At 61.5% G+C, this 14,470-nt stretch carries 10 protein-coding genes; 7 read left to right on the top strand and 3 right to left on the bottom strand.

Annotated features, from left to right (window positions below; genetic code table 11):
• Positions 1-77 precede the first annotated feature (77 nt).
• Positions 78-5,162 carry a helicase-like domain-containing protein gene (locus BSY16_RS20585; RefSeq protein ID WP_069061765.1) on the top strand — a complete coding sequence of 1,695 codons (5,085 nt, stop codon included), beginning with the start codon at positions 78-80 and terminating at the stop codon, positions 5,160-5,162.
• 173 nt (positions 5,163-5,335) lie between these two features.
• Here the strand turns inward: BSY16_RS20585 and ligD are convergent, their stop codons facing one another.
• Entirely contained in the window at positions 5,336-6,382 is a 1,047-nt protein-coding gene (gene ligD, locus BSY16_RS20590; protein WP_069061766.1) for a non-homologous end-joining DNA ligase, read from the bottom strand.
• Positions 6,383-6,709: 327 nt separating this feature from the next.
• Here ligD and BSY16_RS20595 point away from each other — a divergent pair, with 327 nt between their 5' ends.
• The 3 genes from BSY16_RS20595 (at position 6,710) to BSY16_RS20610 (ending at position 10,429) form a co-directional block, all read left to right on the top strand.
• A complete protein-coding gene (locus BSY16_RS20595) occupies positions 6,710-8,425 on the top strand; it encodes a ParB/RepB/Spo0J family partition protein (protein WP_069061767.1) in 1,716 nt (571 codons plus the stop codon).
• An 81-nt stretch (positions 8,426-8,506) separates the two neighbouring features.
• A complete protein-coding gene (locus tag BSY16_RS20600) occupies positions 8,507-9,157 on the top strand; it encodes a DUF7007 domain-containing protein (protein ID WP_069061768.1) in 651 nt (216 codons plus the stop codon).
• 687 nt (positions 9,158-9,844) lie between these two features.
• On the top strand, positions 9,845-10,429 hold the full coding sequence (locus BSY16_RS20610; protein WP_069061770.1) for a hypothetical protein: 585 nt from the start codon (positions 9,845-9,847) through the stop codon (positions 10,427-10,429).
• Positions 10,430-10,807: 378 nt separating this feature from the next.
• Here the strand turns inward: BSY16_RS20610 and BSY16_RS20615 are convergent, their stop codons facing one another.
• A complete protein-coding gene (locus BSY16_RS20615) occupies positions 10,808-11,707 on the bottom strand; it encodes an AraC family transcriptional regulator (RefSeq protein ID WP_069061771.1) in 900 nt (299 codons plus the stop codon).
• A 98-nt stretch (positions 11,708-11,805) separates the two neighbouring features.
• Here BSY16_RS20615 and BSY16_RS20620 point away from each other — a divergent pair, with 98 nt between their 5' ends.
• Positions 11,806-12,564 carry an SDR family oxidoreductase gene (locus tag BSY16_RS20620; protein WP_069061772.1) on the top strand — a complete coding sequence of 253 codons (759 nt, stop codon included), beginning with the start codon at positions 11,806-11,808 and terminating at the stop codon, positions 12,562-12,564.
• A 39-nt stretch (positions 12,565-12,603) separates the two neighbouring features.
• Entirely contained in the window at positions 12,604-13,548 is a 945-nt protein-coding gene (locus BSY16_RS20625) for an alpha/beta hydrolase family protein (protein ID WP_069061773.1), read from the top strand.
• A 145-nt stretch (positions 13,549-13,693) separates the two neighbouring features.
• Here BSY16_RS20625 and BSY16_RS32075 read toward each other — a convergent pair whose 3' ends face one another.
• Positions 13,694-14,002: a hypothetical protein gene (locus BSY16_RS32075; protein WP_150130082.1), complete on the bottom strand. Its 309-nt coding sequence runs from the start codon at positions 14,000-14,002 to the stop codon at positions 13,694-13,696.
• A gap of 130 nt (positions 14,003-14,132) precedes the next feature.
• Between BSY16_RS32075 and BSY16_RS20630 the strand changes: the two genes are divergently transcribed.
• Positions 14,133-14,444 carry a DUF736 domain-containing protein gene (locus BSY16_RS20630; RefSeq protein ID WP_041699667.1) on the top strand — a complete coding sequence of 104 codons (312 nt, stop codon included), beginning with the start codon at positions 14,133-14,135 and terminating at the stop codon, positions 14,442-14,444.
• Positions 14,445-14,470: the final 26 nt, after the last annotated feature.

The following is a 14,470-nucleotide window of genomic DNA, read 5'->3' on the forward strand; positions in this document are numbered from 1 at the left end:
TCCACTATCCGCCTCCTGGCAACACCCGCAGTCAACAGCCGGTGTGCCTCGGCGCGACCAATCACAGGAGTTTTCCAATGGCGCATGACGATCCTTTCACCGTCGACCTGTTCGGCAATACAGCTCTGGCATCCGGCTTCGATCTCGGTGTGCCGGGTTTCGCAGCAGACTTCGGGCCCGTTATCGAAATCGACCTCCGGCCCTCGAAACCGGCGCCAGCCGCTCCGGTCCGCAAAGAACCGAAAACCACGCAGGTACGGACGAAGGTTGATTTCCGGCTGCAGGGCTCTCGCGGTCTCGCAAAATCTTGGCGCGACTGTGCGCGTGACAATATCGCCGCCATCCTGCTGGCGAACGAGATCGAGCGCCAGGGCCTGCCGGCTCGTCCTGACCAGCAGGCCAGACTGATCAAGTTCACCGGCTTCGGCGCGTCGGATCTGGCCAACGGCATATTCCGCCGTCCGGGCGAGGAAGCGTTTCGCAAAGGCTGGGAGGAGCTCGGCGGCAATCTTGAAAGCGCCGTCGCGGCCGGGGACTACGCATCTCTGGCGCGCTGCACCCAATATGCCCATTTCACGCCCGAGTTTATCGTCCGCGCCATCTGGGCAGGCTTGATCCGCTTGGGGTTCAAGGGTGGCCGGATCCTGGAGCCGGGTATCGGCACGGGCATGTTTCCGGCGCTGATGCCGGATGCTGTCTCCAAGGTGAGCCATGTCACAGGTATCGAGCTTGATCCCGTCACCGCCCGTATCGTCCGGCTGCTGCAGCCACGGGCCAGAATCGTCTGCGGCGATTTCGTCCGCACCGACCTGCCCGACCATTTCGATCTGGCGATCGGCAACCCGCCGTTTTCTGACAGGACGGTGAAGAGTGATCCGGCCTTCCGGTCTCTCGGCTTGCGGCTGCATGACTATTTCATCGCCAAGTCCATCCACCGGCTGAAGCCCGGCGGGCTAGCGGCCTTCGTCACCTCGTCCGGCACGATGGACAAGGGCGACGCCCGCGCCCGCGAACACATCGCCGGCATGGCCGATCTGATTGGCGCGATCCGCCTTCCCGAAGGCAGCTTTCGCGCAGACGCTGGCACGGATGTCGTCGTCGATATCCTCTTCTTCCGGAAACGCCGCGTCGAAGAGCAGGCTGGAGACGATAGCTGGCTCGATCTTGCGGATGCGTCGGTGGAAGGTGAGGGCGACAGCGTCCGTATCAACAGGTGGTTCGCCGATCATCCCGACATGGTGCTGGGACGGCATGCGATCACGTCAGGTCCCTTCGGCGAGGCCTATACCTGCCTCCCGATCGGTGATGATCTCGAGACGAGCCTTAACGCCGCGATCAGTCAGCTCCCGGCCGGGGTCTACGACGGCGAGCCTTCCGCAATCGACTTCGCCCTCGAGGACGAAGTCGCGGAAGCCATGGCAGTGCGCGCTGATGATCCAAAAGTTCGCGAAGGCAGCTATTTCATCGGCAAGGCCACGGCGCTGATGCAGGTGGTGGACGGGGTTGCTGTCCCGGTAGAGGTCAGGAAGGGTCGCAGCACCGACGGCATCCTCGCCAAGCATGCCCTGATAATCCGAAAGCTGATCCCGATCCGCGACGCTGTCCGGCTCATTCTCAAGCTTCAGGAACGCGACCAGCCCTGGCAAAAGGCGCAGGTGTCGCTGCGCATCGCCTGGTCGAGTTTCTTCCGCGAATTCGGTCCGATCAATTTCACCTCCGTCTCGACACCGCAGGATCCGGAAACCGGCGAGGTCAGGGAGGTTCATCGCCGGCCAAATATCGCGCCGTTCCTCGACGATCCCGATTGCTGGCTGGTCGCCTCGATCGAGGACTATGATCTGGAGAGCAACACGGCCAAGCCCGGGCCGATCTTTACCGAACGGGTGATCGCGCCGCCGCCCGCGCCCGTGATCACTTCAGCACTCGACGCGCTCGCCGTCGTTTTGAACGAACGCGGTCATGTCGATCCCGATCATATCGCCGAGTTGCTGCACCGCGACGTTGAGGATGTTATCGGCGAACTGGGAGAGGCAATCTTCCGCGATCCGTCCAATGGCTCCTGGCAGATGGCTGATGCCTATCTGTCCGGTGCGGTTCGTTCGAAGCTCACAGTCGCCCGCGCTGCGGCTGAGCTCGATCCAGTCTTCGCGCGGAACGTGACGTCGCTTGAGTGCGTCCAGCCCGCCGATCTCAGGCCCTCGGATATCACCGCACGTCTCGGCGCACCGTGGGTTCCCGCCGACGATGTCGTCGCCTTCGTCAGAGAGACTATGGAGGCTGACATCTCCATTCATCATCTGCCGGAACTGGCGACCTGGACAGTCAATGCCCGTCAACTCGAATGGTCGGCGGCCGGCACCACGGAGTGGGGCACCCACCGCCGCCATGCCGGCCAGCTTCTCTCCGACGCCCTGAACTCGTCCGTGCCGCAGATCTTCGACACCGTCCGCGACGGCGAGACCGAGCGACGAGTGCTAAACACGGTGGAGACGGAAGCCGCCAAGGAAAAGCTCGCCAAGATCAAGACCGCTTTCCAGTCCTGGATCTGGTCGGATCCGGATCGCACCGACCGGCTGGCGCGCGTCTATAACGACACCTTCAACAATATCGCGCCGCGATCTTTCAACGGTGATCACCTGCAACTCCCCGGCGCCTCAGGCGCCTTTTCTCTTTATAGGCATCAGAAACGCGGGATCTGGCGGGTTATTTCGGCAGGTAGCACTTATCTCGCTCATGCCGTTGGTGCCGGCAAGACGCTGACCATGGCCGCCGCCATCATGGAGCAGCGGCGGCTCGGCCTGATCAACAAGGCGATGCTGGTCGTGCCCGGCCATTGCCTGGCGCAGGCCGCCCGCGAGTTTCTCGCCCTTTATCCCAATGCCCGGATCCTGGTCGCCGACGAAACGAACTTCGTCAGGGAGAAGCGCCATCGCTTTCTGTCGCGGGCAGCAACCGCCAACTGGGACGCGATTATCATCACCCATTCGGCATTCCGGTTCATATCCGTGCCATCGGCGTTCGAGGCGCAAATGATCCAGGACGAACTGGAGCTTTACGAGGAGCTGCTGCTCAAGGTCGAGCGCGACGACCGGCTGTCGCGCAAGCGCATCGAGCGCATGAAGGAAGGTCACAAGGAACGGCTCGAATCCCTTGCCACTCGTAAGGACGACCTGCTGACCATCTCCGAACTCGGGATCGACCAGATCATCGTCGACGAGGCGCAGGAATTCCGCAAGCTGTCCTTTGCCACCAACATGTCGACGCTGCGCGGTGTGGATCCGAACGGCTCGCAGCGGGCCTGGGACCTGTTCGTCAAATCCCGCTTCATCGAGACGAAGAACCCGGGCAGGGCGCTGGTGCTGGCGTCTGGCACGCCGATCACCAACACGCTCGGCGAGATGTTCTCCGTGCAGCGGATGATCGATCCGGCAGCATTGTCGGAGCGTGGTCTGCACGAGTTCGACGCCTGGGCCTCGACCTTCGGCGACACCTCGACCGAACTCGAACTGCAGCCGTCGGGTAAATACAAACCGGTGACGCGCTTTAGCCAGTTCGTCAACGTCCCGGAACTGATTGCCATGTTCCGGTCCTTTGCCGATGTCGTGCTGCCCGCCGATCTCAGGACCTATGTGAAAGTCCCTGATGTCTCCGGCGGTAAGCGCCAGATCGTTACCGCCGAACCGACGGCAGCCTTCAAGGCCTACCAAAAGCGGTTGGACGCACGCATCAAGGCGATCGAGATGCGCGATGGCCCGGCCAAGCCCGGCGACGACATCCTGCTCTCGGTCATCACCGACGGCCGTCACGCCGCCATCGATCTGCGCCTGGTCGATCAGGCCATGGGCAATGAGACCGCCAACAAGCTGAACGCACTTGTCACGAACACCCATCGGATCTGGCAGGAAACGGGAGAGGCAGAGTATCGTCGCAAGGACGGCAAGGCGTTCGATCGGCTCGGCGCCGGCCAGTTGATCTTCTCCGATCTCGGTACGATCAATGTCGAGGCATGCCGCGGTTTTTCCGCATACAGATGGATACGCGATGAGCTGGTCCGCAAGGGTGTGCCTGCCTCCGAAATCGCCTTTATGCAGGAGTACAAGAAGTCGGACGCCAAGCAGCGGCTGTTCAACGACTTCAATGCCGGCAAGGTCCGCGTGCTGATCGGCTCGTCGGAAACCATGGGCACCGGCGTCAATGTTCAGGCACGACTGAAAGCCCTGCATCACCTCGATGTGCCGTGGCTGCCATCGCAGATCGAACAGCGCGAGGGCCGGATCATCCGCCAGGGCAACCAGCATGATGAGGTCGATGTCTTTGCCTATGCGACGCTTGGTTCGCTTGATGCCACGATGTGGCAGAACAATGAGCGCAAGGCTCGTTTCATTGCCGCCGCCCTGTCAGGCGATACCAGCGTCCGGCGGTTGGAGGACATGGGTGAGGGGCAGGCCAACCAGTTCGCCATGGCCAAGGCCATCGCGTCAGGCGACGAGCGGCTTATGCAGAAGGCCGGGCTGGAGGCCGAGATCGCGCGTCTCGATCGGCTGCGGGCCGCACATATCGATGACCAGCATGCAATCCGGCGGCAGATCCGCGATGCCGAGCGGGATATCGAGTTCTCCAGCCGCCGGATCGAGGATGTGGGCAAGGACATCGACCATCTGGTCCCGACCATGGGGGATGCTTTCTTGATGCAGGTCGGAAACGCGGAATTCGACGAGCGCAAGCTCGCTGGGCGCGCGCTGATGAAGGAAATCCTGACGCTGGTTCAGCTACAGGAGGAGAAAGAGGTGATCATCGCCACCATCGGCGGCTTCGATCTAGCCTATCATGGCGAACGGTTCGGTAAGGATGGCTATCGCTACGACACGCTGCTTCAACGTACAGGTGGTGACTACGAGATCGACCTGGCCGTCACCACGACGCCCATCGGTGCCATCTCCCGGCTCGAGCACGCGCTTGGCGGGTTCGAACATGAACAAGAAAGCCATCGCATTCGCCTCGCCGATGCGAAACGTCGCCTCGCCTCCTACACGCCGCGTCTGGGTGAAAGCTTCTCATTCGAAGCGGAGCTCGAACTCAAGCTGAGCCAACTGGACGAGATCGAACGGGATCTGGCGGCAACCGCGGACGAACCAGAGGAGGATCGCCAGCAGGCCGCGTGAACAGCGGCATATCTTCGGTCACTTGAAACAGGGTCGGACGATACACATCTATCGGTCATCACCCGTTTCGATAGTTTCCTGCAGTGGCGATTGCCGCGCGTTTGAAACTGTCCGGGTTGGAAGGGCGCTCCCCGAAAGGGTCGAGCGCCCTTTCGTTTTGGCACCTTCGGAAGCTACACGCCGAGCTTGTAGATCGCCGCATTGTCCTGCACATCTCGCAGGCCCTTATACGAGGCATGCCGCAATTTGCCATCGTCGGTCCAGGCTCGATATTCGATCTCGGCAATCAGTGTCGGCTGAACGAACACGACCCCCTTCTTATCGACGGCAACCGGAGCACGCTTGGTCTTCAGCGTGTCGAGCATCCGGCGCAGTTCGAGTGCATCTTTTTCTTTGAAGCCAGTCCCGACCGAACCGACATAGACGAACGCGGTGCCTTGGTATGCCGCGAGCAGCAGGCTGCCGATCCCGCCGCGTGCCGCGGTCGACGGCTCGTAGCCCACAATCACGAAGCTTTCGCTCTGGATGCATTTGATCTTTAGCCAATCGCCAAGCCGACCCGAGCGGTAGGCACTGTCGCGGTGCTTGGCGATGATGCCTTCCAGGCCGTGTTCGCGCGCGGCCGCCAGAAGTGTCACGCCATCGGCTTCGACCTCCTGCGATACACGGATCGCTCCTTCGCTTTCGCCGATCAGATCTTCCAGGAGGTGACGACGTCCGGAAAGCTCCATCTTCGTCAGGTCGTGACCATCGAAATACAACAGGTCGAATGCGTAGAGGATGGCATCGTCTGACGCTTGTCTGCCCCCGCGCCCACCGAGCGACCGCTGCAGCGCCCCGAAGTCCGAGCGGCCCTCGGCATCTAGCACGACGGCTTCCCCATCGAGAATTGCCGTTCCTACGCCGAGCTTGCGCGCAGCGACGGCGATTGCCGGAAACCTGTCGGTCCAGTCATGACCGCCACGGGTGATGATCCGCACCGAGTTTGGTTCGATATGGACCGCGATACGATAGCCGTCCCATTTGATCTCATAGATCCAGTCCGGTCCGGACGGTGGCTTTGGTTTCAACAGCGCCAGGCACGGCTCGATGCGATCGGGCATAGGATCGAAAGGGAGCTGCGGTTGCGCCGGATCGCGGATTTTAAGCGGTCGCGAGCGGATCGGGAGATCCGTCTCCCGCAAAAGCGGCTGGGATTTTTTGCGCGGCGGCTTTGTCATGGCCAGAGTTCAGCAGCAATTGCTTAAAATCGTCTGACATCGCTGGAAAATGGAAGGGAGGATGAGAGGGAAGGGAAGGAGAAGGACGAGGAGACGGAAACCGGTTCGCAAGGACGGCCCAACGGCTGACGGATCCCTCAATCGCGCCGGTCGCCGAGACCGGGCCAGCTTGCCTCGCAAGGCAGGTGTGCCTCGCTCCTCCGCAAGCCAGGTCTGCTCCGGCGCAATTGCAGCCGCCGGTCCGTCCTGCGGTTCGGGAGATGTCTTCGAGAAGAAGATGAGGAGGCAAGGACAGTCCGTCCGCCCGAAGCTCAAGAGGTAATTCCCATGCAGTTGATTACAGCCGATCCGCGCAGCCTGAAGGACAATCCCGACCGGTCCCGTCAGTCGAAATCCTCGCCGCAGTCTGACGCGCTGCTCTGCGCATCGATCAGGGCCATCGGTGTCGTGCAGCCACCGATCGTCAAACTCGATCCGGAGGGCGGAAACAGCTATATCATCGTGTTCGGCCATCGCCGTGCAGCACAAGCCATCGCCGCGGACCTCGTGGAAATCCCTCTTCTGCTGGCGGATCCCTCCGACGATCTCGGCGCCATGCAGTCATTTGCGGAGAATATCGCCCGCGAACCGCTGAACCCTGTCGACCAGTGGCGCGCCATCGAACGGCTGGTGGCTCTTGGATGGACCGAGGAGTCGATCGCCATGGCGCTGGCACTCCCCAGCCGGCAGATCAGAAAGCTGCGGCTGCTGGCCAATATCCTGCCTGCCATGCTCGACCAGATGGCGCGGGGCGACATGCCGAACGAGCAGCAACTGCGCACGATCGCCGCCGCTGGCGAGGGCGAGCAGGCCGAGGTCTGGAAGAAGTACAGGCCGAAGAAGCAGGACCCGCAGGTCTCGTGGTGGGAGGTTGCCCGGGCACTGACCACGACCCGGATGCTGGCCAAACATGCAAGCTTCGGTGACGATCTGGCACAAGCCTACGGCATCACCTGGGTCGAGGACCTGTTTGCTCCCGCCGATGAGGACAGCCGCTATACGACAGATGTCGAGGCGTTTCTCGGCGCCCAGCAGGAATGGCTTGCCAACAACCTGCCCAAGCGTGGTTCGGTCATTGAGGCTAATGAGTATGGCCAGGCCAAGCTACCGTCTAAGGCACAACAGGTCTACGGCAAGCCGGGCAAGGGTGACCTGACCGGCTGGTATATCAACGCGCGTGACGGGTCGGTCCAATCGGTTGCCTACCGCATGCCCGAAGTGAAGAAGCCGAAGTTAGTCAAGGATTCCGATGGTGTCGAAACCGTCGTTGACGAAGTCGAGGTAACAAAGGCGCGGCCCGACGTGACCCAGAAGGGTCTCGACATGATCGGCGATCTGCGGACTGACGCTCTGCACGAGGCACTCGCCCGTGCGCCGATCGAGGACGACACGCTGATGGCTCTGCTCATTCTGGCCTTCACCGGCACAAATGTCAGCATTGCCAGTGGCGCATCGGACAATCCCTACGGTCATGCGAAATGTGGGCCGCATGCTGCCCGGCTGATCGGCGAGGACGGCAAGCTGTCCTTCGATCGAGAGACGTTGGTGCAGGCTGGACGTTCGGTGCTGATCGAAGTCCTGTCTCTCCGGCGCAATCGCTCCGATAGCGGACTGATCGCCCGTATTGCCGGGGATGCGATCGGCGCCGATCAATTCCTGCCCAATATGGCAACGGAAGACTTCCTCTCATGCCTGTCACGCAATGCTCTGGAGGCTGCTGCGGAAACGGCAGGTGTCCCCGGCCGGATCAAGGTGAAGGACACCCGGGTGGCTTTTATCAAGCACTTTGCCGACGGAAAGCTGGTGCATCCGGCAGCGCTGCTGGCCCCATCCACTGATGACGTGCGGTCGTGGGTTGGACGCTACATCAGCGCCGACAGCGGATTGGAGAATCCCGCTGTCGACCGCGATACTCTCGAAGATCAGCTTTCCGGCAGTGACCTCGTGCACAATTCCGCCGCCAAGGACGAGGTGGACGAGAGTTTCCGCGAGGCTGCCGAATAGCACCAGGCAACAGGATCTGAACCGACGCCGCTGGCTGATGCCGGCGGCGTTTCTGTTTCGAGCAATCAGAAGGAGTTTGTCATGGCTGAGATCCATGATGACATGGCCACAGAAAAAGCGGTTCATGAGGCTGAACTAAGGGCATTGGACCGGCCGACGATACGAGCAGGAGCATCGACGCCATGGGGTACGGCGCAGGTCTCGCGGCGATATGCCGACGGCATCGTTCTGCATTCGACGGCCAGCCACGGCGGGTTTCATCTCGACGAAAGTGCCAACCCGGCCGTCCACGCTCTCTTCCGAAATGTCGGCGGATTTTATGAGGAGGATTGTGAATGGGCGAAGGTTGCCCATACCTTTCCGACGCTGTTCACCGCCTATGAGTGGGGTCTGGCTGATCGCACGCTTCGCGACTATTTCCCTGATGCCTACGAGCGCGTCATGGGCGTCACACTGGACGGCAGTCAGTCTCATACGCGAGCCCGACGGGAATTTGAAAGGCGGCATCGCAACGACTGGGTGGTTATCGCAGCCCTCAATTCCGATCGCCAGCCTGGCTTTGTCGAGTGCATCGCGACGCTGGGTGGGATCCGGGGCGAGCCCGGCGAACGACGGTTCCTGGTTCCAGGCTCCGACTACACGATTGGCCGACATGGCTTCGTTATCGATCCACTGAAGCACCAGCCATATGATGGCCCGTCCAGCTTCGTGACCTGGGCGGCAAGGCAATGACTGCTGCGCTCACACACAGCGACCCACCTCGAAATCAGGTGATCGATTTCATCGAGCTCTATCGCAGGATCTGGGCGCGGCAGCAGGATTGCCGCTCCCGGCGGGCAGAGCGGACGAGGCGAACGAAGGCGCGTTGGAAATGCAAAACGCGGCATGGCCTACCCCAGATCATAGCACGCAGATCAACGGAGCCGGGTTCGAGTGGAAAGCCCGGCCACGGTGAGGGTGCGGTAAAGCGTTGATCGAAGCGCGGAAGCCATGGCACGGGGCAACCGGCATACACTGGAGTGTGCTGGGGTCGAGATTTATCAGTGGCCCTAGTGGGTGACGCGGCGTTGCCAAGGTCGGATCGCCATGGCGATTGCATCATGCTGTCCTGAACCAGATCGTCGGCCGGCACAGCACCTCGGTTTTGCTGCGGTCTGACATAGGCGCGTCCCGGTCAAAGGCCGCTTTCGCGCCGCGTTGCGGCAGGATCATCGCCTCGTCGCAAGGCAGGCCCGCGTCTGTCGCAGCCCGCAAGTGCGGGCAGCACCATCCGCAAACCATCCTCGCTCCTCCTGGCAATGCCCTGACCTTGGGCCGGGCCGCTGACGCCCATGTCCTTTTGCCCGCACCCGAGGGGCTGAGCCGGACGACGTCAGGCACCCCGGGCTTCGCTGAAACATCGCTCAAAAGGATCCGATCATGACACCGCTCAACCGCTCCACCCAGAAAAACCGTCCTGCAAAATCCCAGCGCGCCACCACCCTCGAAATGGTCAGGCACGCCTGCCCAGATACAGCCCAGGCACTGCGCATCTCCGAAAGCTTCGGCCTTGCCCTCATTGACAGCGACGGGATCCGCGATCTCCACCGCGGCCAGTTGATCGAAAGCGCCGATGCCCTGAAGGACGGCCTCGCCGAAAAGGCCATGCAGATCCACATGCAGCGCATCGTCGGATCGTTCGTCGGCTCCGCCTACGGCGCCGGCCAATTCTACTCCCGCGCGGTCACAGAAGCCCGCGATCTCACCACGAAGCTTTCCAACGATACCAGGGATGAGGACCTCGACGGCCCTGTCGGTTTCGACAGCCGCGCCCAGCGCAAGCGCGAGTTCGCAGCCGACATGGGCCTGCAGGCCCACGTGCTTCGCATGGCAGCCGAAGGCGCCGTCTCTGCCTACGAAGACATTACAGGCGAAACCTGGAAGCCTTACGAGCGCACGGTCGAGCAGCCCGCCAACTCCGTCGACAGACAAGCCGCGACGGCCCAGATGTCAGCCTTCGAGTAGCCGAGCCGCGGGGCTTCGGCCCCGCTTTTCTCCAATGCCCGCAACGCCGTTGCGACGTGTTTCGGAACAAGAAAAAAGGGCCGACGGAAAACCGCGGCCCATAAAGTGTGAAGGTCATGGACCTCCAGAGGGGAACAGCTGCTGCGGCGGAACTGGGAGGAAGCCGCCATATGCATCAGCTGAAGTCAGTATGCCCGAATTTTCATCACGCCGCACCTGATTTTTGTGCCGTGCAGCTATGCATTGGCTGCTTTTTTCACATGTATTGCTGGGTAATCCGGTGACGAGCGGCGCTTTTCGCCGCGGTAGATCGGTCAAAATCTGATAGAGTATACTAGCGTATCGGCGCTTTATATCCGCGGGTGAAAGGTGCAAACTTCATGCTGCAGCCCTCGCTCGCGAAAAGGCTCCCGGCGGCATTCCCACATGCCGATTGAAGGCGACGCTGAAGGCGCTTGTCGATCCGTAACCGACGCGCTGGGCGATGTCGGCCATGGCCATATCTTCGCGTAGGAACTCTTTCGCTAGCGCCATCCGCCACCCCGTCGCGTACTCCATTGGCGCGACCCCGACCTCTCTGCGGAAGCGATCGAAGAAGGTGGAACGGGACATGGCGGCTTCCCGAGCAAGCGTCTCCACCGTCATGCTGCGGCCCGGATCTGCATGGATCCGGCGCAAGGTCGGTGCCAGCATCGGATCGGCCATGCCACGCAGGAGACCCGGCGGCGCTTTGGCACTTGCCGCCGATCGTAGTGCATCGATGAACAACACCTCGAGCAACCGGTGAAGCACCATCTCACGCGCGACGCGGTCAGCTCGCGTTTCCTCGTTTATCATGCGGACGAGAGCCATCAGCCGCTCTTCGCCGTGAACATGGATGACTTCCGGCAGCAGCGATACGAGAAGAGCTTTGTCATCCGAGCCGAACGCACAATGCCCGACCAGGGCCTTGATCTCTGCCGGTGCTTCCGGGTCGCCCAGGCGAAAGACGCCGGGGCTGGTCTCCAGACGTTGAGCAAGGGCGCCGCGTGGTAGCGGCTCCATGCTGCTCATCGTGAACGAGAACATCTTTGGGACGAGGACGAAGTCACCGGCAGTGAGCACCATTGGGTCACGACCGGCAATCGCCATCAGGCAACGGCCTTCGACGACAGCGCAGTAGAAGGGGCTCCCCAGTTCTGTGCGCTCAACCAACCACTGACCACCGCCCGTGACCAGCTTGGAGATCGACGGGCTTGGCTTGAGCAGCGAAACAACTTCGGTAACGGGATCGGTCATGTTTTCGGACTCATGCTAAATACTCTTGGACATACGCATATAGCAAGTCCGGGTGATCAGGTCCATCTTCAGGCCAGTTAAAAGTCAGGAGACAGAACATGCCAAAGATCTTCATCACTGGTTGCTCGTCCGGTTTCGGCCTCGCCATCGCGCAGAAATTCGTGGACGCCGGGTGGGACGTGGTCGCGACCATGCGCACGCCGCGCTACGACCTTTTTCCCTCGAACGACCGGCTCGAAATCCTGCCGCTGGATGTCACGAGCGCGGACAGTATCGCCAAGGCGGTCGACGCCGCCGGCACGATCGACGCTCTGGTCAACAATGCCGGCGTCGGCATGCTCAACGTGCTGGAAGGCACGGAGATGTCGAAGATCCGCGAACTGTTCGAGACAAACGTCTTCGGAGCAATGGCGATGACCAAAGCTGTGCTTCCGCAGATGCGGTCCCGTCGCTCAGGCGTCATCGTCAATGTCAGCTCCGCGGTCACGATAAGGCCTCTGCCCGCGCTGTCAGTCTACAGTGCAAGCAAGGCAGCGCTCAATGCCTTCACGGAAAGCCTCGCCCTCGAAGCGGCGCTGTTCGGCATCCGTGCCAAACTTGTTTTGCCTGGCTCGGCACCGACGACCGGCTTCGGCAAGAATGCTGTCTCGCGGATGGGCACGGAAATTCCCGAGCCATATACCGCCTTCGTCCACGATTACATGACGAAGCTGCGTTCCGGCACTGAGGTCACGACGGCGGATGCGGTTGCAGAGGCTGTCTGGCGGTCTGTGACGGAGATCGACGCGCCGATGAAAATCCCCGCCGGCGCCGACGCGGAAACCTCTTTCCGCGAAGCGGGCCATTTGCTCGCCTGAACATCACCATCCGAAATCCACCTTTGAAGGTCGAGACCCATGAACAATCTGATCAATCTCGCAAAGCATATTCCCACACCTGAAGCCACTCTCACCGTGGCATACACGCCGATCCGCCTTCCCATGCCGGGCCGCCAGCCACTGGAGCTGCGTGTGACTGCGCCCGCAAACGGCGACAAGCTGCCGATCGTGCTGCTGTCGCATGGCTATGGCCCTTCCAACTATATTCCGTCAAAGGACGGCTACGCTCCTCTCGCTCAGTTTTGGGCGGAGAGGGGGTTCGTCGTCATCCAGCCGACGCATGCAAGTTCGCGGGTCGGTGGCCTGACGTCAGATTCACCCGGCGCGCCGTTCTTCTGGCGCGAGCGTGTCGAGGAGATGAAGGCGATCCTTGACCATCTCGCGGAGATCGAACGGCAGGCGCCGGCCGTCGCCGGCCGGATGGATCATTCCCGCATCGGAGCGGTCGGGCATTCACTTGGCGGCCACACGGTTGGACTTCTACTCGGCGCGCAGCTGGACGGCGAGGATCTCTCTGAGCCTCGTATCTCAGCAGGCGTTCTTCTGACGACGCCGGGACGCGGCGGCAAAGATATGACCGAGGAGAACGCCGCAAGGTTTCCATTCTTCGACGTCGATTTCTCGACGGTCTCCACCCGCAGCCTGGTCGTTTGCGGTGATATGGACAATCCCCATTTTACAACGCGCGGCGCTGACTGGCATGCGGACGCGTTCCATGATGCGCCGGGCGCTAAAGCAATGCTGATGATGCACGGGGTCGGGCATGGCCTTGGCGGGATTGCCGCACTGGACGCAAAGGAAACGGAAACAGAAGCACCGGATGCGCTGGAAGCTACACGACGCCTCACTCTCGCCTGGCTTCAGACCGCGCTCGGTGCGGACGAGGGCGCTTGGCCCCAAGCGCGCTTAGCGTTAGAGCGTGACGCTGCACCGCTTGCCACGGTCACCGACAAGCAATTGTAGTCGCTGAAGCAGATCGGCACGATTGAAGCCGCGCCAATGAGAGATACCGGGCGCCACACTGGTGGCGCTCGATGCAATCTGCGGCATCCGTGGGTAGCGCAGATATCATCGAGTTCGGAAAGCACGCCAGCAACTCGTCCTTCATTCAGCGAGCATTCGGGGCCCCTGGCAAAATAAGTTTCAGTCCTGTGTGCAGGTTCTTGTCAGCAAACGTGGCTTTTGACTTTAGCTCTCGATCTAGGTGCTTGGGCGCTCGGCGATGCAATTTACTTCGATCACGCGCAGATGACGCATAGTCGTACGCCTTGTTCCGCCAGGCTGGCACGTCCACTGCGGTCTCGATGGGGCATGTCTGACCAAAGACCGCCTCGCGATGCTCGGCTCGATCGGCATCCGCAACGGCCGGATCGTTTTCTTCCCCTGTGCGCTGAAGCGCCCATTCTTCGCGGGCCAAGAAAGCCTCTCCTTTGGCCGTCCTCCACTGCGTTTCGGCCTTTCAGGTGCAGGCCGATCGCCTCCGGTCCTATCGACTGCCATCGAGGCCGCGATGGACGCGGCCCGAACAACCGAAAAGGAATACGACAATGGCAACCATCGGCTCTTTCACCGCTTCCGGCAACGGCTTCTCCGGCACCATCAAGACCCTCAACCTCAACGTCAAGGCAACCATCCGCGCCGTCGAGCGCACTTCCGAAAAGGGCCCGGACTACCGCATCCTCGCAGGAGCTACGGTCGAATTCGGCGCAGCCTGGAAGAAGACCTCGAACGAAGGCCGCGACTACCTCTCGGTCAAGCTCGATGACCCGAGCTTCCCGGCCCCGATCTACGCAACGCTGATCGAGGTCGAAGGCGAAGAAGGCCTCTCCCTCATCTGGTCCCGGTCGAACCGGGACTGACACTGGACGCCCCGCCTGACAAGGCG

Origin of the sequence: Sinorhizobium sp. RAC02, from assembly GCF_001713395.1 — a bacterium.
Classification (GTDB): Bacteria; Pseudomonadota; Alphaproteobacteria; order Rhizobiales; family Rhizobiaceae; genus Shinella.

Excerpts from the sequence above, each read along its gene's own strand:
- BSY16_RS20585 (WP_069061765.1), top strand. The coding sequence starts at position 78 with ATGGCGCATGACGATCCTTTCACCGTCGACCTGTTCGGCAATACAGCT.
- ligD (WP_069061766.1), bottom strand. The coding sequence starts at position 6,382 with ATGACAAAGCCGCCGCGCAAAAAATCCCAGCCGCTTTTGCGGGAGACG.
- BSY16_RS20595 (WP_069061767.1), top strand. The coding sequence starts at position 6,710 with ATGCAGTTGATTACAGCCGATCCGCGCAGCCTGAAGGACAATCCCGAC.
- BSY16_RS20600 (WP_069061768.1), top strand. The coding sequence starts at position 8,507 with ATGGCTGAGATCCATGATGACATGGCCACAGAAAAAGCGGTTCATGAG.
- BSY16_RS20610 (WP_069061770.1), top strand. The coding sequence starts at position 9,845 with ATGACACCGCTCAACCGCTCCACCCAGAAAAACCGTCCTGCAAAATCC.
- BSY16_RS20615 (WP_069061771.1), bottom strand. The coding sequence starts at position 11,707 with ATGACCGATCCCGTTACCGAAGTTGTTTCGCTGCTCAAGCCAAGCCCG.
- BSY16_RS20620 (WP_069061772.1), top strand. The coding sequence starts at position 11,806 with ATGCCAAAGATCTTCATCACTGGTTGCTCGTCCGGTTTCGGCCTCGCC.
- BSY16_RS20625 (WP_069061773.1), top strand. The coding sequence starts at position 12,604 with ATGAACAATCTGATCAATCTCGCAAAGCATATTCCCACACCTGAAGCC.
- BSY16_RS20630 (WP_041699667.1), top strand. The coding sequence starts at position 14,133 with ATGGCAACCATCGGCTCTTTCACCGCTTCCGGCAACGGCTTCTCCGGC.